Origin of the sequence: Streptomyces diacarni (assembly GCF_003323715.1) — a bacterium.
GTDB lineage: Bacteria > Actinomycetota > Actinomycetes > Streptomycetales > Streptomycetaceae > Streptomyces > Streptomyces diacarni.
Map to the genome: position 1 here is coordinate 140,353 of NZ_QOIN01000061.1, position 16,904 is coordinate 157,256.

General features: G+C 72.7%; 13 protein-coding genes and 1 pseudogene. 8 read left to right on the forward strand and 6 right to left on the reverse strand.

Features of this window, described 5'->3' with window-relative positions; all coding sequences use genetic code 11:
- Positions 1-36: 36 nt before the first annotated feature.
- The 3 genes and pseudogenes from DTL70_RS29240 to DTL70_RS29250 all read right to left on the reverse strand — a co-directional run bounded on the left by DTL70_RS29240 (position 37) and on the right by DTL70_RS29250 (position 4,661).
- On the reverse strand, positions 37-1,650 hold the full coding sequence (locus DTL70_RS29240) for an MFS transporter (protein WP_114025005.1): 1,614 nt from the start codon (positions 1,648-1,650) through the stop codon (positions 37-39).
- 166 nt (positions 1,651-1,816) lie between these two features.
- A pseudogene (locus DTL70_RS29245) lies at positions 1,817-2,959 on the reverse strand (N-acetylmuramoyl-L-alanine amidase); the annotation flags it as partial.
- Between the two features lie 235 nt (positions 2,960-3,194).
- Positions 3,195-4,661 carry an FG-GAP-like repeat-containing protein gene (locus DTL70_RS29250; protein WP_245979969.1) on the reverse strand — a complete coding sequence of 489 codons (1,467 nt, stop codon included), beginning with the start codon at positions 4,659-4,661 and terminating at the stop codon, positions 3,195-3,197.
- A gap of 287 nt (positions 4,662-4,948) precedes the next feature.
- On the opposite strand from DTL70_RS29250, the gene DTL70_RS29255 reads away from it, so the two are divergent.
- The 5 genes from DTL70_RS29255 (at position 4,949) to DTL70_RS29275 (ending at position 10,423) form a co-directional block, all read left to right on the forward strand.
- Positions 4,949-5,434 carry an NUDIX domain-containing protein gene (locus DTL70_RS29255; RefSeq protein WP_114025047.1) on the forward strand — a complete coding sequence of 162 codons (486 nt, stop codon included), beginning with the start codon at positions 4,949-4,951 and terminating at the stop codon, positions 5,432-5,434.
- An 82-nt stretch (positions 5,435-5,516) separates the two neighbouring features.
- Positions 5,517-7,316 (forward strand): DEAD/DEAH box helicase, encoded by a 1,800-nt coding sequence (locus DTL70_RS29260; RefSeq protein ID WP_114025048.1) that lies wholly within the window; start codon positions 5,517-5,519, stop codon positions 7,314-7,316.
- A 399-nt stretch (positions 7,317-7,715) separates the two neighbouring features.
- Positions 7,716-8,360 carry an IclR family transcriptional regulator gene (locus DTL70_RS29265; protein ID WP_114025008.1) on the forward strand — a complete coding sequence of 215 codons (645 nt, stop codon included), beginning with the start codon at positions 7,716-7,718 and terminating at the stop codon, positions 8,358-8,360.
- 136 nt (positions 8,361-8,496) lie between these two features.
- Positions 8,497-9,357 (forward strand): S16 family serine protease, encoded by an 861-nt coding sequence (locus DTL70_RS29270; RefSeq protein ID WP_114025009.1) that lies wholly within the window; start codon positions 8,497-8,499, stop codon positions 9,355-9,357.
- 133 nt (positions 9,358-9,490) lie between these two features.
- The gene (locus DTL70_RS29275) at positions 9,491-10,423 is read left to right on the forward strand and encodes a CPBP family intramembrane glutamic endopeptidase (protein ID WP_220183669.1); all 933 of its coding nucleotides are present in this window, start codon (positions 9,491-9,493) and stop codon (positions 10,421-10,423) included.
- Between the two features lie 30 nt (positions 10,424-10,453).
- Here the strand turns inward: DTL70_RS29275 and DTL70_RS29280 are convergent, their stop codons facing one another.
- A complete protein-coding gene (locus DTL70_RS29280; protein ID WP_114025010.1) occupies positions 10,454-10,933 on the reverse strand; it encodes an Lrp/AsnC family transcriptional regulator in 480 nt (159 codons plus the stop codon).
- Between the two features lie 151 nt (positions 10,934-11,084).
- Between DTL70_RS29280 and hppD the strand changes: the two genes are divergently transcribed.
- The gene (gene hppD, locus DTL70_RS29285; RefSeq protein WP_114025011.1) at positions 11,085-12,245 is read left to right on the forward strand and encodes a 4-hydroxyphenylpyruvate dioxygenase; all 1,161 of its coding nucleotides are present in this window, start codon (positions 11,085-11,087) and stop codon (positions 12,243-12,245) included.
- A gap of 193 nt (positions 12,246-12,438) precedes the next feature.
- Positions 12,439-13,806 (forward strand): FAD-binding oxidoreductase, encoded by a 1,368-nt coding sequence (locus tag DTL70_RS29290; protein WP_114025012.1) that lies wholly within the window; start codon positions 12,439-12,441, stop codon positions 13,804-13,806.
- Between the two features lie 313 nt (positions 13,807-14,119).
- Here DTL70_RS29290 and DTL70_RS29295 read toward each other — a convergent pair whose 3' ends face one another.
- Positions 14,120-14,653: a winged helix-turn-helix transcriptional regulator gene (locus tag DTL70_RS29295; RefSeq protein ID WP_114025013.1), complete on the reverse strand. Its 534-nt coding sequence runs from the start codon at positions 14,651-14,653 to the stop codon at positions 14,120-14,122.
- A gap of 107 nt (positions 14,654-14,760) precedes the next feature.
- Between DTL70_RS29295 and DTL70_RS29300 the strand changes: the two genes are divergently transcribed.
- Entirely contained in the window at positions 14,761-16,245 is a 1,485-nt protein-coding gene (locus DTL70_RS29300; RefSeq protein WP_425470420.1) for an MFS transporter, read from the forward strand.
- A gap of 204 nt (positions 16,246-16,449) precedes the next feature.
- Here the strand turns inward: DTL70_RS29300 and DTL70_RS29305 are convergent, their stop codons facing one another.
- The gene (locus tag DTL70_RS29305) at positions 16,450-16,860 is read right to left on the reverse strand and encodes an SsgA family sporulation/cell division regulator (RefSeq protein ID WP_114025014.1); all 411 of its coding nucleotides are present in this window, start codon (positions 16,858-16,860) and stop codon (positions 16,450-16,452) included.
- Between the last annotated feature and the right edge of the window lie 44 nt (positions 16,861-16,904).

Here is a 16,904-nt window from a genome sequence, read left to right on the forward strand (position 1 = left end):
GGGTGCGGGGTTCTGGCCGGGTTCCCGGCTTTTGGATCAGCCGTTCGGCTCCAGAGGAACGGCCGCCGGTGCGGCCGCGCCGTCGGACGGCCGCGCCTCGGACACCGGCTGGCGCGGCTGGGCACCGCTGCCGCCGCTTCCCTCGCTCCCGCCACCGGCGGCGGGAGCGGCGGCGGCCTCGCGGGGGCGGAGCCGTCCCGCCACCCACACCCCGGCCAGGGCGACGAGCGCCGAGACGGCGTACACGGCGGCGAACGCGGCGGGCTCACCGGCCGTCGCCGCCTTCGAGCCCCCGTGCGGCCCTGACGCGCCGACGGTGACGGAGCCGCCGCCGAGCGCCGCGAAGAGGGCGCCGGTCACCGCGAGCAGCAGCACGTTGGACAGGCCGTCGGAGAGCTGGAGCGCGGCGGAGTTGCGGCCGGCCTCCTCGGGGGCGGAAAGACGCAGCATCAGCACGCTCAGCGAGGAGATCGTCAGCCCCATGCCGAAGCAGCCCACCCCCATCGCGACGGCGAGGGACCACACGGGCACCGAGTGGACGAGCACGAGCGGTGTGTAGCCGATGCCGACGACGACCAGGGCCATGCCGAGCCGTACGAGCCGCCGCCGGTGGGGTTCCATGCCGGGCCGTGACTGGGCGAAGGAGCCCAGGGCCCACAGGGCGCCGCCGGCGGCGAGGGTGAGCCCCGCCATCGTCACGGACAGGCCGCGCTGGGTGACCAGCATCAGGGGGACGAAACTCTCGGCGACGACGTAGGACCCCGCGGCCACGCCGCGCAGCAGGATGACGGCGGGCAGACCCCGCGCCGCGCGGGCGGTCCCGCGGGGCAGCAGCACCCGCAGCGAGGGCACGAGCAGGGCGATGCCCGCGGCGGCGGGCACCGCGGCGATCCAACTGCGGTCCTGGCCGGCGTACTGGAGCAGCCCCGCGCCCAGCGCGACGGCGAGGGCGAGCCGGATGCGCCGCGCGTCACCGTCGACGGGCTTGTCGGCCCCGGCGTTCTGACGCGCCGCGGCGCCCTCGGGCGGCCCCGAGGCCCGGCGCCGCAGCGGTGGCAGCATCACCAGCAGCGGCACCACGACGAGCGCCGGAATGCCCAGGAACACCCAGCGCCAGCCGAGGTGCTCGGTGACGGTTCCCGAGATCAGCGGGCCGACGATGGAGGGCACCACCCAGGAGGCGGCGAAGGAGGCCATCACGGTGGGGCGCAGGTGCTCGGGGTAGGCGCGGCTGACGGTCACGTAGAGCGCGACGATCACGAGTCCGCCGCCGACGCCCTGCACGGCGCGGCCCAGCACGAAGATCCACATGGCGGCGGCCGTACCGGAGAACACCAGCCCGGCGGCGAACAGCGCGATGCCGGTGGCCAGCGGCGGCAGCGGCCCGCGCCGGTCGCACCACTGCCCCGAGGTGACCATGCCGACGATGGAGGTCGTGAAGAACGCGGAGAACGCGTACGCGTACAGGGAGATGCCGTCCAGTTCGTCGGCGGCCAGCGGCATCGCCGTCCCCACGGCGGTCGCCTCGAAGGCGATGAGGAGGACGACGGAGACGATGCCGAGCGTCAACGGCCGGTGCGCGGCGCTGAGCACGGACTCCTTGCGGAGGGCGGCCGGGCCTGCGGCCTGCGGGGTCTCGGACGCTGACATGTGCCCCACGGTAGGTGCCGGACCCGCGGCCCGACACCTACCCGTGGGTCGGCGCCCGCTCGTTCTTCGGTCCTAGGCACGAGGTCTCACCAGGACGGTGCCCGGGTGCCGGGCGCCACGCGGGAGCGGGGCGGGACCCGGCTCGCGCCGGGTCCCGCACGGGTCAGCCCTTGACCAGTTTCATGTAGGCGTCCCAGTCCCAGTGTTCGCCCGGGTCGGTGTGGTCGTTGCCGGGCGCCTCGCTGTGGCCGATGATGTGCTCCCGGTCCAGCGGGATGCCGTGCTCGTCGGCGAGGTGGCGGGTCAGCTTCGCGGAGGAGCGGTACATGGCGTCGGTGAACCAGGACGGGTCGTCGACGTATCCCTCGTGCTCGATGCCCAGCGAGGAGGCGTTGGCGCTCCTGGCGTGGTAGGCGGTGTCCGCGTCGCGCACCATCTGGGTGACGTCGCCGTCGGAGGAGCGTACGACGTAGTGGGCGCTGACCTTGGCCTCGGGGTTCTGGAACCAGCTGATGGAGCCCGCGTAGGAGCCCTGGGTCACGTGGATGACGATCTTGTCGAGCTTCTCGGCGCGGCCCGCGCGGTAGTTGGCGGGGTCGGCGGGGGTCCAGGTGGCGTCGGGGTAGTCGGGGCTCTCGGCGGCGGGGGAGGAGGCGCTCATCCCGCCCTTGTCGGGGTGGACGTCGCGCCCGGCCACCGTGATCTTCTCGCCGCCCCGGCCCGTGCCGCGCACGCCGTCTTCCAGCAGGTCGTAGACGGTGTCGGCGTACAGCTTCGCGGTCGTGCCCGAGGCGCCGCCGTAGCGGGCGACGGCCGGGTACCAGGCGTTCACGTCGTGGCGTTCCGCGGCGTTCATGCCCAGCTTGTCGGCGTAGGCGCGCAGCACGGCGGCACCGCCGTGGATGTTGGCGTCGGTGTCCTCGCGCAGCTCGGAGACGGGCTCGCCGGTGAGCTGCGCGGCCTTCTCCAACGTGTGTCTGGTGGGGTTGCTGACCAGGTGCATCACGCCGTATCCGCCCGCCTGGCTGGGCTTGCCGTCGTGGCCGTCGAAGTGCGTCTCGCCGTATCCGACGGCGGCCAGCAGGTCGCGCGGGACGCCGTACTCCTCGGCGGCGTCGCTGAACGACTCGTTCATGGAGGGTCCAGGACCGTTGCCGTCGGCGGGTCCGGCGCTGGCGGACTGGCCGCCGACCCCGGTGACCAGCAGGGCCGCCGCGGCGGCGACGGAGAGGGCGGCGGCGCTCAGCCTGCCGCGCCGTCGGACATGAGTGTGAGGGGACCGAGGGGGTTGAGGGGACTGAGGGGACATGGCTGCTCCTGTTGTGGGGGGATGGAGCTGAGGCGCCTGAGCCCGTCACAGTACCGACGTGGTTAGGACATGACAACGACTTCGCGGTGCGTCGCCGCGACTCCACCCGGAGGGTGACGCCGCCTCAGCAACCCCCGCACCACGGCAAGTTGACCGCACGGAAAACCGGGGCCCGACCTCCAGGAGGCCGGACCCCGGCACCGGTGTCCACGGTCAGCAGGTGGTCAGCAGGTGGTCAGCGGGAGAAGGCGGAGCCCAGCCCGGAGCCCTTCTCGGGGCCGCCGAGGGTCTTGGGGCCGTAGGAGACGACGCCGTCGGCCGTCAGACCGCCGTCGGCACCCCGCAGCACCCACACCGCGCCCGCGTCGGTGGCCGAGGCGTCGCCGTCCTCGCCCGGGGCGCCGACCGCGAGGTCGTCACGGCCGTCGTTGTCGGTGTCGCCGAAGCCCAGCGCCGCGCCGAAGCGGTCCCCGGCCTCCACGGCACCGGGCACGCCCGCCGTGCCCTGGTCCCAGTTCTTCGCGCCGGCGCCCGTCAGACCGTCCTCGCCGCCCAGCAGCTGGACCACCGCGCCGGTGTCCTTGCCCGCCGCGCCGCTGCCGATGTCCTCACCGGGCACGCCGACGGCGATGTCCGCGTACCCGTCACCGTTGACGTCGCCCGCGGCCAGCGCCTTGCCGAACTCGTCGCCCTCCTCGTTGGCGCCGGGCACGCCCGGGCTGTTCTGCGTGAGAGTGGTGGTCTTCTCGGTGCTCGGGCCCTGCGCGGAGCCGTAGAGGACCTTGACGGTGCCGTGGTCGTGCGGCAGGTCCTCCACGACGCCGCCGGGGACGGTACGGATCACCAGGTCGCCGAAGCCGTCCTTGTTCACGTCGGCGATCACGGCGGTCTCCGCGTCGTCCACGTCCTGCGCCTTGTCGACCAGGCCGTCCTCGGAGCCTGTGTAGAACTCGCTGGACTCGGACATCTCCTCGAACGCGTGCGTGGTGACCAGGTCGTCCGCGCCGTCCCCGGTGACGTCCCCCGCCGTCAGCGAGGTGGGCGCGAAGGTGTGGCCGGTCTTCACCTGGCCGGTCCTGGCGGGCTTGCCCTCGCGGGTGAAGCCGCCGTAGAGCACCTCCACCGTGTCGTCGAACTGGCCGCCCGCCAGGGCCAGGTCCGGCTTCCCGTCGCCGTCGAAGTCGCCGGCGGCCAGCTGGGCGCCGCCGTCGGCGGAGACCTTGCTGCCGCTGGTCAGACCCTTGCCCTTCTCGCCCCACAGAATGACGGCGCCCCCGCCGCCTGCGACGGCCAGGTCGGTGACCCCGTCCCCGTCGAAGTCCCGGGCCGCGGTCTGGCCGCCGAAGTTCCCGTAGTCCTCCGCGCTGCCGGGCACGGCCTCGCTGCCTGCGCTGAAGAGCTGCCGCTTCGTGGTGCTCGTGCCCTCGGCCGAGCCGTAGGTGACGGTGAGGTAGCCCGCGTACTGCTTGCCCGCGACGGTCGCCTTCGGGGCGCCGCTGACGGTGTCCGCGTATCCGTCCCCGTCGAAGTCCGCCTTCGGCGCGGCGGCCCCGGACGCGGCCGCGGCGCTGCCGTCGGCCGCCGCGGCGGGCGCCGCGTAGGCCGGCACCGCCACGGCGGTGGAGCCTGCCAGCAGCGCGGCCGTCACCCCGATGACGCGGGCGACGGTGGCCGTGGCGGTGGCTTTGTTGCGGTGGAGCACTTGTCCTCCTGTGGTCGGACGCTCCGAACCCCCGGCGCAGTAGACGGGTGTTGCCTGCGGGGACGGGCCGGGACCGGTGCGATGGTCGTTCATACAGGAGACACACGAGGCGGCCGCAGGGTTGCACCTCCTTCATCAACTCCTCTCGGAACCGCACAGAACCGCTCGCGCCCGGACGCGGCACGCCGCACGCGGACGCCGGACACTGGGCACCGGACACCGGTCGAAAGGACACCCCTGTGGCACTCCCCGCCCAACCCGAAGGCCTCGAACCCGCCCTGGGAGCCATGACGATGCTCGCCGCGGCCGTCGTCGTGCACGACCGTGCCGCCGGACGCGTCCTCCTGCTCGAACGCGGCCCCGCCGCGAAGTTCGGGCAGGGCCTGTGGGACCTGCCCACCGGCAAGAGCGAACCGGGCGAACCGGTGACCCGCACCGCCGTGCGCGAGCTGTGGGAGGAGACCGGGCTCACGGTGGCGCCCGAGGACCTGAGCCTCGCCCACGTCGTCCACGGGCCGTGGGGCGTGGAGGCGCCGAACGGCTACCTCGTCGTCGTCTTCGAGGCGCACCGCTGGCGCGGCGAACCATGCAACCGGGAGCCCGACAAGCACGCGGCGGTCCGCTGGGTGCCCACCGACGCGCTCCCCGAGGCCATGGTGCCCAGCAGCGGGGCAGCGCTCCGGCGCTGTCTGGCGGAGGGCCCCGGGGTGTGGCTGGCGGGACGTTGGTCACAGCCCCCGGCAGCCGGCCAGGACACCCCGCGCCCCCGGTAGGGTTGCGGACGGCCATGCCCCGCCGGCCGCAGAACCGGCGGCCGCCGTGCCGCCCGTACCCGCACCCGTCGCCCCGGAGACCGTGACTACCACCCCCACCACCCCCAGCAACAACACGCACCTGTCACCCGCCTTCCCCGGCCGGGCCCCCTGGGGCACGGCCAACAAGCTGCGGGCCTGGCAGCAGGCGGCGATGGACGCGTACCTGGAACGGCAGCCGCGCGACTTCCTGGCGGTCGCGACCCCGGGCGCGGGCAAGACCACGTTCGCCCTGACGCTCGCCTCCTGGCTGCTGCACCACCACGTGGTGCAGCAGGTGACCGTCGTCGCGCCGACCGAGCACCTGAAGAAGCAGTGGGCCGAGGCGGCGGCGCGCGTGGGCATCAAGCTGGACCCCGACTACAGCGCGGGGCCGCTGAGCAAGGAGTACCACGGGGTCGCCGTCACCTACGCGGGCGTCGGCGTGCGGCCCATGCTGCACCGCAACCGCGTCGAACAGCGCAAGACCCTCGTCATCCTCGACGAGATCCACCACGCCGGTGACAGCCGCTCCTGGGGCGAGGCGTGCCTGGAGGCGTTCGAACCGGCGACCCGGCGGCTGACACTGACCGGCACCCCCTTCCGCTCGGACACCAACCCGATCCCCTTCGTCGAGTACGCCGAGGACGGCGACGGGGTGCGCCGCTCGGTGGCCGACTACACCTACGGCTACGGTGACGCGCTCGCCAACGGCGTCGTGCGGCCCGTCATCTTCCTCTCCTACAGCGGCAATATGCGCTGGCGCACCAAGGCCGGGGACGAGATCGAGGCGCGGCTCGGCGAGCCGATGACCAAGGACGCGATCTCCCAGGCGTGGCGCACCGCGCTCGACCCGCGCGGGGAGTGGATGCCCGCCGTGCTGCGCGCGGCCGACCACCGGCTGAGCGAGGTCCGCAAAGCGGTGCCCGACGCCGGCGGCCTCGTCATCGCCTCCGACCAGGACCAGGCCCGCGCCTACGCCAAACTGCTGCGCGAGATCACCGGCACCTCGCCCACCGTCGTCCTGTCCGACGACACCGGGGCTTCGCAGCGCATCGAGGACTTCCGGCACGGCGAGACGCGGTGGATGGTCGCCGTCCGCATGGTCTCCGAGGGCGTCGACGTGCCGCGCCTCGCGGTCGGCGTGTACGCGACGACCGTCTCCACCCCGCTGTTCTTCGCGCAAGCCGTCGGCCGCTTCGTCCGCTCCCGGCGGCGCGGCGAGACCGCCTCGGTCTTCCTGCCGACGATCCCCACGCTGCTGACCTTCGCCAACGAGATGGAGGTCGAGCGCGACCACGTCCTCGACAAGCCCAAGAAAGACACCGAGGACGACCCCTACGCCGAAGAAGCCGACCTGCTCAAGGAGGCCGAGCAGGAAAAAGACGAGGACACGGGGGAACAGGACCAGCTGCCCTTCGAGGCGCTGGAGTCCGACGCCGTCTTCGACCGGGTGATGTACGACGGCGCCGAGTTCGGCATGCAGGCGCACCCGGGCAGCGAGGAGGAACAGGACTACCTCGGCATCCCCGGACTGCTGGAGCCCGACCAAGTGCAGATGCTGCTCCAGAAACGGCAGGCGCGGCAGATCGCACACAGCAGGAAGAAGCCGGACAGCGAGGCCGACCTGCTGGAGAAGCCCGCGGAGCAGCGCCCCGTCGTCACCCACAAGGATCTGCTGGAGAAGCGGAAACAGCTCAACACCCTCGTCGGCGCCTACGTCCACCAGAGCGGCAAGCCGCACGGTGTCGTCCACACCGAGCTGCGCCGCGTCTGCGGCGGGCCGCCCAGCGCGGAGGCGACGGCCGGGCAGATCGAGGCCCGCATCGCCAAGGTCCGCGAGTGGGCGACACGCATGAAGTAGCGCGCGGTGCCCGAGCGGGCCCGCTCACCCTGCGGAAAGCCCGTATCCGCACCCCGGCGCGGGCCCGTTGCCGCACGCCGCGAGGGCGGATTTCTCGGGATGTTCACGGCGAACACGGGCACCCGAAGACCGGATTCTGGACAGACTCTTCCGGTCAGCGGTGCACCTCGCTACATTCCCCGGACACACGACCCGTGGCGGTGCCGCCACGGGCGGCCGGTTATCTCGTTGACACTCAGCTTGCCCAGCTTGTGACGCACCAGCTCTTGCAAGTGCCACCGCGACCGGCGGCCTCCAGCGCTGCGCTCGGGGTGCCGACCCAGGCCGGAGGCCGGGGAGGCGACCCCTCACGCGTCGGCATCCGCGGCTGCCGTCACTCACCCGAGGGAGGGGGGCGTCGTGACCGCGGAGACCTCTCAGACGCTCGACCGAGGGCTGCGTGTCCTCACATTACTGGCCGACACCGACCACGGCCTCACCGTCACCGAGCTGTCCAACAAGCTCGGCGTCAACCGCACGGTCGTCTACCGGCTGCTCGCCACCCTGGAACAACACGCCCTGGTCCGCCGCGACCTGGGCGGCAGGGCCCGCGTCGGACTCGGAGTGCTCCGCCTCGGACGGCAGGTCCACCCCCTGGTCAGGGAAGCGGCGCTGCCCGCGCTCCGTGCGCTCGCCGAGGAGGTCGGCGCCACCGCGCACCTCACCCTGGTGGACGGCACCGAGGCGCTGGCGGTCGCGGTCGTCGAGCCGAGCTGGACGGACTACCACGTGGCCTACCGCACCGGCTTCCGCCACCCCCTCGACAAGGGAGCCGCGGGCCGGGCGATCCTCGACGGGCGCAGACCCGACGACGAACGGGAGCCCGGATTCGTCCTCACCCACGGCGAACTGGAGGCGGGCGCCAGCGGCGCCGCAGCCCCGGTCGTCGGGGTCAGCGGCATCGAAGGCAGCGTGGGCGTGGTCATGCTCTCCGAGACGGTCCCCGAACGCATCGGACACCGCGTCGTCCGCGCCGCCAACCAGGTCGCGGACGCACTGCGCTGAGCCGCTGCGGGGAGCCGCCGCGCTGTGCGGAGCCCTGGACCGTGTCCTTCCCCCCGTGCGGCGCCGTACCGGCGGGGAAGGGCGCGGTGCGGCCCCGCGCGCGTTCGGTGCCTGCCGGGGTCGGTAGATTGCGGGGGTGTCCGAATCCAGCACCCGCACCCAGGGCCCCGGCGGGCCGCGCCCGCGGCTGACCCGCGGCCGCGTCCTCGCGCTGTGCGCGCTGCCCGTCGTCCTGCTGTTCGTCGTGGCGCTGTGCGCACCGCTGCCGTACTCGCTCGCCCAGCCCGGAGAGACCGCGAACGTGCTCGGCAAGCGCGGCGGCAAGCCCGTCATCTCCGTCGAGGGCACCCGGCCGCGGTCCGAAGACGGCAGGGACGGCAGGGACGGCAAGGACAAAGGGCGGCTGCTGTCGGTGACCATCGCCGCGACCCAGCCCGAGGCCACCGTGCGCCTTCCGGACGTGGTGCGCTCCTGGTTCCGCGAGGACCGGGCCGTGATGCCCCGCGAGGCCGTCTACCCCGGCGGCGGCGACACCCGGGACGCCGAGCGGCGCATCGCCCAGGAGATGAAGAACTCCCAGGACAAGGCCGTCACGGCCGCCCTGCGGCAGCTGCACGTGTCCCCGGACGACGTCGATGTCACGCTGCGCCTCGGCGATGTGGGCGGACCCAGCGCCGGCCTGTTCTTCGCGCTCGGCATCGTCGACAAACTGGACGGTGACGGTACCGGCAGCGGCGGGCTCACCGGTGGCCGCACCATCGCCGGCACGGGCACCATCGACGGGAAGGGCGAGGTCGGCCCGGTCGGCGGCATCCCGCTCAAGACCCAGGCCGCACGGCGCGACGGAGCCACCTGGTTCCTGGTGCCCAAGTCGCAGTGCGGCGAGGCGAGCGCCCAGCTGCCCTCGGGGCTGCGGCTGGTACCGGTGAGCACACTGGACGGCGCGCTCGACGCGCTCGAGGAGATCCGCACGGATGGGAAGATCCCGCGCTGCTGAGGGCGGGCAGGTAGCGGCCGTCCAGGGCCCTGTCCAGGAGGCGGGACCTCACGCGGACGGGGTGCTACGTCCACCTCTGACAGGCGTGTCAGCCGGATTCTTCACCGGCGCGCTGCTCCATAGCCTCTGCGTCATGACGCTCTCAACCGGGTCCTTACCGCCCGTTGTCCGGCGACGCGGCCTGCTGGTCTACCTCGGCGTCGCCTACGTCGGCATGTGGGTGGCCATGTCGCCGCTTCTGGCCACCGCTTACCGGCGTGGCGACGCACGCGAGGAGACCGGCGCGCTGGAGGAGGCGTGTATCGCGGCCGCGATGCTGGCACCCGCCCTGGCCGCACTCCTCGTCGTCCGCCACGTCGAGCGCAGCGGGCGGGTGCGGGACACCCTCGCCCTGCGGTGGCCGAAGCCCTGGGGGCGTGCCGTGCGGGCATGCCTCGTGGCCTTCGCCGTCCCCGCGGGCCTCACCACGGCTGCTCTCACCCTCGGCGCGGCCACCGGCCGCTACCCGTTCGGTGGGATGCACTGGAGCGGCTTCGACGCGTGGGCGGCCGGAGCCGTGCTGAACATGCTGGTGTCGCTGCCGCTGTTCTTCGGCGAGGAACTGGGCTGGCAGGGCTACCTTTTCCCGCGCCTCGCCGGGGACGGCGACCGCCGCGGCCTGATCCGGGCCTACGCCCTCACCGGTACGGCCTTCGCCCTGTGGCACATGCCCACGCTGCTGATGGGCGGCCAGTACCCCGGCCACCCCTGGTACGTGTCGGTGCCCGCCATGGTGACGAGTTGCGTCCTCATCCTGCCGGTCTTCACCTGGCTGCGCCTGCGCTCCGGCTCGGTCGTCCCCGCCGTCATCGGCCACGCGTTCGTGAGTTCGGTGAGCGTCGACATGGTCGAACGGTTCGCTGATCCGCAGGCAGCGCTGGACCCCCTGCACATGGGGGTGGCGGGCTGGCCCGGCTGGATCGCCACCGGAGCGTTCGTCACCTTCCTCGCCCTGACCGGCCGACTCGATCCGTCCTTCTACAGCGCCGGGAACGCCTCCCGCTCCGTACCGGCCCGCGGATGGTGAGCGCACCCGTTCCGGCCGGTACGGGCCTCCTCACCGCTGTTCGCTGTCGTCGGCGGCCTGGCGGACGAGGGGGACGATGCGTGGGGGTACCGGGTTCTCCATGACGATGGCGGTGGAGGCGCGGACGATGCCCTGGATGCCGACGACCAGGTCGATCACCCGTTGCAGGTCGGCGTTCGAGCGGGCGACCAGCCGGCAGAGCATGTCACCGCTGCCGGTCGTGGTGTGCAGCTCCAGCACCTCGGGCACCGTCGCCAGATGCGCCCGCACGTCGGCGCCCTGGCCCTGCTTGATCTCCAGGGTGGCGAACGCGGTGACCGGATAGCCGAGGGCGGCCGGGTCGACCTCGGGGCCGAAGCCGCGGATGACCCCGCCCGACGTCAACCGGTCGAGCCGCGCCTGCGCCGTCCCGCGGGCCACACCGAGCCGCCGGGACAGCTCCAGCACTCCGATCCTGGGTTCCTCGGCGAGCAGTTCCAGCATGCGCGCGTCCAGCCGGTCGATGCCCATGGCGTCCTCTCCCTGCGGCGTGAGCGTGGGGGCGGAGCGACGGTGCACAGATTGCGCACATCGTCCGCCCGAACCCGGGTTCTGCTGAACAAGATGCCCAGTGAAAACGCAAACTATTGCGCACCTTGCGGACCGGCGGGACGCTTCCGCCATGACTGCATCCCCGGGAACACCCACCAGCGCAGCAGCCCCGCAGACCGCACGGCAGGCAGACCCCTTCCCGGTCAAGGGGATGGACGCGGTCGTCTTCGCCGTCGGCAACGCCAAGCAGGCGGCCCACTACTACTCGACCGCTTTCGGCATGCGGACCGTCGCCTACTCGGGCCCCGAGAACGGCAGCCGCGAGACGGCCAGTTACGTGCTGGAGTCCGGCTCGGCCCGGTTCGTCTTCACCTCCGTCATCCGCCCCACCACCGACTGGGGCCGCTTCCTCGCCGAGCACGTCGCCGCCCACGGGGACGGCGTCATCGACCTGGCCATCAAGGTCCCCGACGCCCGCGCCGCGTACGCGTACGCCGTCGAACACGGCGCCCGCGGCATCGAGGAGCCGTACGAGACCAAGGACGAGCACGGCACCGTCGTCCGCGCCGCCATCGCCACCTACGGCGAGACCCGCCACACCCTCGTCGAGCGCACCGGCTACGACGGCCCCTACCTGCCCGGCTTCACCGCCATGGCTCCGATGGTCGCCCCGTCCGAGAAGAGGGTTTTCCAGGCCGTCGACCACTGTGTCGGCAACGTCGAGCTCGGCCGGATGAACGAGTGGGTCGGCTTCTACAACAAGGTCATGGGCTTCACGAACATGAAGGAGTTCGTCGGCGACGACATCGCCACCGAGTACTCCGCGCTCATGTCGAAGGTCGTCGCCGACGGCACGCTCAAGGTCAAGTTCCCCATCAACGAGCCCGCCGTCGCCCAGAAGAAGTCCCAGATCGACGAGTACCTGGAGTTCTACGGCGGCGCGGGCGTCCAGCACATCGCGCTCGCCACGAACGACATCGTCTCCTCGGTGCGGGCCATGCGGGCAGCGGGCGTCCAGTTCCTCGACACCCCCGACGCGTACTACGACACGCTGGGGGAGTGGGCGGGCGAGACCCGCGTGCCCGTGGAGACCCTGCGCGAGCTGAAGATCCTCGTCGACCGCGACGAGGACGGCTACCTGCTGCAGATCTTCACCAAGCCGGTCCAGGACCGTCCGACCGTCTTCTTCGAAATGATCGAGCGGCACGGCTCCATGGGCTTCGGCAAGGGCAACTTCAAGGCGCTGTTCGAAGCCATCGAGCGGGAGCAGGACCGGCGCGGCAACCTGTAGGACCTGTAGGACCTGTAGGACCTGAAGGAGGGGAGCTTGGGCCCCGCCCTCCCAGCCGTCCGCGACAGCGGCCCGGTGGGAGGGCGGCGCCCAGGCCGCAACAGCAGGAACAGCAGGTCAGTAAGGCAGCAGGGCAGCAGGTCAGCAGGTTCAGGGCCTTCCCGTGCCGTCCGCTGCCTGCCAGGCTGGGGACATGAGCGAGCTGATCGAACGGCTGGCCGAAGGCCTCCCCGAGGACGCGCTGCTGACCGACCCCGACGTCCTCGCCTCCTACGCGAACGACATGGCCAGCTTCTGCCCCGCCGGTGCCCCGACTGCCGTGGTCGTGCCGCGCACCGTCGAGCAGGTCCAGCACACCCTGCGCACCGCGAACGACCTGCGGGTCCCCGTCGTCCCGCAGGGCGCCCGCACGGGCCTGTCCGGAGCGGCGAACGCCACCGACGGATGCGTGCTGCTGTCCCTCGTACGGATGGACCGCATCCTGGAGATCAACCCGGTCGACCGGATCGCGGTCGTCGAACCGGGAGTCGTCAACGCCACGCTCTCCCGGGCCGTGAACGAGCACGGGCTCTTCTACCCTCCCGACCCCTCCAGTTGGGAGATGTGCACGATCGGCGGCAACATCGGCACCGGATCCGGCGGGCTGTGCTGCGTCAAGTACGGGGTGACGGCCGAATACGTGCTCGGGCTCGACGTCGTCCTCGCCGACGGCCGGCTGCTGACCACCGGGCGCCGCACCGCCAAGGGCGTGGCCGGATACGACCTCACCCGGCTGCTCGTCGGCTCGGAGGGCAGCCTGGGCATCGTCGTACGCGCCACCCTCGCCCTGAAGGCCGAGCCCTCCCGGCAACTCGCGCTCGCCGCCGAGTTCCCCTCCACGGACGCGGCCTGCGACGCGGTCTGCCGGATCATGGAGGCCGGACACACGCCCGCACTGCTGGAGCTGATGGACCGCACGACCGTGCGGGCCGTCAACGACATGACGAAGATGGGGCTCCCCGAAACCACCGAAGCCCTGCTGCTCGCGGCCTTCGACACGCCTGACCCCGCGCCGCAGCTGCGCGCGGTCGGCGACCTGTGCGCGGCGGCCGGGGCGAGCGAGGTGGTGCCGGCCGAGGACCAGGCCGAGTCCGAGATGCTGCTCCAGGCTCGGCGCGCCGCGCTGACCGCGCTGGAGGCCGTCAAGGGCACCTCCATGATCGACGACGTCTGCGTCCCGCGCACCCGCCTCGCCGACCTGCTCACCGGCACCGCCGAGATCGCCGAACGGCACAACCTGACCATCGGGGTCTGCGCCCACGCCGGGGACGGCAACACCCACCCCACGGTCTGCTTCGACGCCACCGACGAGGACGAGTCCCGCCGCGCCCGGATCTCCTTCGACGAGATCATGGAACTGGGGCTGCGGCTGGGCGGCACCATCACCGGCGAGCACGGGGTCGGCCTGCTGAAGAAGACCTGGCTGGCCGAGGAGCTGGGCCCGGTCAGCCTGGATCTGCACCGCGCCGTCAAGAGCGCCTTCGACCCGCACGGCATCCTCAACCCGGGCAAGCTGTTCTGAGCCCTGCCGAGCCCGAGCTGTGGGCCGTGGGCCGTGAGCCCCGGCCGTATGCCCTGAGCTCCGAGCGCGAGACCGTGTCGGCGTGGGCGCTCGGGCTCTCGTCCGACCGCGCCGTACGCGGTCGTGCACGGTTCTACGCGGCCGTACGCCGCCGGATGTGAAGCGGGTCGGATCGGCGACGGGGGCGCCGACCCGGCCCGCAGACCACCGGCGCCTCAACCGCACGGCGCCGGCCGGTACATGAGGTGAGATGAACCGCGCCGGACAAAAGTTCACGGGGCTGCGGAAATCAGTGCACCGGGCCGCGGAAAATCTAGGTCTCCAGCGGTTGCAGTAGTCGGTGCGGCTTCGACAGGGCGCGGCTGACCGGGTCGTGGCGGGCGGTGGGGCCCTCGGCGGCGGGCCCCGGATGCACCTCGATGTCCTCGGGCGGCACGGCGGGCCGCTCACAGCTCTGGCAGCCGCCGCCCGCCTCCAGTTCGTGCCCGCAGGCGGCGTGCACATACCGCCTGCGCACCGTGGCGCCTCCGGTGGTGAACTCCTGCCCCCACATGAGCAGGGCGAACAGCGCCGACCACAGCCGGCGGCCCTTCTCCGTGAGCACGTACTCGTCGCGGGGCGGGGACTGCTCGTAGCGGCGGCGTTCCATCACTCCGGACTCGGTCAGTGTCCGCAGCCGGGTGGAGAGGACGGCGCGCGGGATGTCGAGGTGGGCGAGGAAGTCGCTGTAGCGCCGGACGCCGTAGAAGGCGTCGCGGATCACCAGCATCGTCCAGCGCTCGCCGACCAGTTCGAGAGTGCGGGCGAGCGAGCAGTCCTGCGCGGCGTAGCCCTTTTTCAGCGCCATGCGGCCAGCCTATCAAGCTGTCAGTTCATTCATAGAACCTTCTGTGGTAGCGTCTCGGCGCTCTCGCCGGTTCATTGAACGAACTAACTGATCCGGAGAAACTCTCCGTGCTGACCGCCCCACGGTCACCAGGCAACCGTCACGACGGCCGCCCCGGCACCGACCCCGGCGCACGCCCTCACGCCGCCCCCGGCACCGTCCTGGCAGCCACCAGCCTCGCCACCTTCGTCGCGCTGATGAACTACACGGCGCCCATGCTCACCCTCCCCGGCATGACCGCCGACTTCGGCACCACACTCGCCGGCCAGTCCTGGCTGCTCAACGGCACACCCCTCGGCCTCGCCGCCCTCCTCCTCGTCGCGGGCAGCCTCGCCGACGACTACGGACGCAAACGCGCCTTCGTCACCGGCCTCGCCGCCCTCACCGTCACCACCGCGCTCGGCGCACTCGCCACCGGCACCCTCGCCTTCACCCTCGCCCGCATCGCCCAGGGCGCCGCGAGCGCCGCCGTCATCGCCGGCAGCCTCGGCCTGCTCGCCCACGCCTACCCGGCCGGGCCCGCGCGCGTGCGCGCCACCGGCATCTGGGGCGCGGCACTCAGCGGCGGCATCGCCCTCGGGCCCGTGGCCTCCGCCGGACTGGGCGTCCTCGACTGGCGCCTCTCCTACCTCGCCTACGCCGCCGCCCTCGCCCTCACCGCCTTCAGCGCCCGCGCCCTCACCGAATCCCGCAACCCCCGCGCCGGCAAGCCCGACGTGGCAGGCGCCCTGCTGCTCGGCCTCGCCCTGACCGCCCTGCTCGCCGCACTCACCCTCGGCCGGGACGGGTGGCTGCGCCCGCAGGTGTACGGACTGGTCGCCGCAGCGGCGGCCCTCACCGCCGCGTTCGCGCTCACGGAGACCAAGGCGTCCGCACCCCTCCTCGACCTGGCCTTCCTCCGCCGGCGCCCGTTCCTCGCCGCCACCAGCGCCGCGCTGTTCACGGGACTCGGCGTCATCGGCATGTTCAGCTACCTCCCCGCGCTCCTTCAGCGGTCCGTCGGCATGAGCGAACTGGGCACCGCATGGCTGCTGTTCCTCTGGTCCGGCACCGCACTCCTTGTCGCACTCCAGGCCCGGCGACTGCCCGACCGGTTCTCCGCCCGGCACCAGGTCGCCGCCGGGTTCCTCCTCTCCGCCGCGGGCGCCTCCACCATGCTCGGGGCGCCGGCCGCCGGATCGTGGCAGCGCACCGTCCCCGGCTTCCTCATCGCCGGCATCGGCAGCGGACTCCTCAACGCGGCACTGCCCCGGCTCGCCGTCGAGAGCGTCCCCGCCGACCGCGCCTCCATGGGCTCCGGCGCCAACAACACCGCCCGCTACATCGGCTCGTCCATGGGCCTCTCCCTCACCGTCGTCGTCGCCACCTCCACCGCCCGTCCGGGAACCGACCCCGCACGGGCTCTCGCGCACGGCGCCGACCGCGCGCTGTACGTCGGCGCCGCACTGATGCTGCTGGGCGCGCTGGCCGCGCTCCTGTTGCGCGAACCCCGCACCGGAGGCTCCGCCTCCGACCCGGCACCCGCCGCACCACCACACCCGGACCGGTGCTGACGCAAGCCGGCGGGCCGGCGCCGAGGGACGCCACCGGGCCGTGCCCTCGGACGCCACCGGGCCGGTGCCCTCGGACGCCACCGGGCCGGCGTCGACGCAAGCCGCCGGGCCGGTGGTGGTGGGCCACCCGAACGGGTGTCGGGGGTACGTCGGGAGAGCCCCGTGCGGTGCTCTTTCGCGGGACGGTGTCCCGCGTGTCCCGCGTCATGGCCGCAGCAGCTCGCTCAACTGGGCGTCCAGACCCATCGCGTTCTGCTCGTCACCCACCGGGACCGCGTGCAGCGTCCGTTCGAGCCAGGCCGTGAGCACCGGGGAGGGCGCCTCCAGCAACGCGTCCCCGTGCGGGGAACTCAGGGCCATGCACACCACCTTCCGGCCCGCCACGCTGGTCGGCCACACCCGCACGTCACCGTCCCCGCACGGCTCGGCGACGCCCTCGACCAGCAGTTGCCGGGCGAACGTCCAGTGGACCGGGGTCTCGGAGTGGATGTGGAACGCCACGTGGACGGCGAAGGGATCGTCCGTGCGGTAGCTGAGCCGAGCCGGGACGGCCACACTGCGCTCCGGCGCGAGGACGAGCCTCATCTCGACTTCACGTTCGACGACGGTGTGCATAGCCTGCGCCCTTTCCTCTGTCGCTGTGCGGGCCGCTGCCCGAG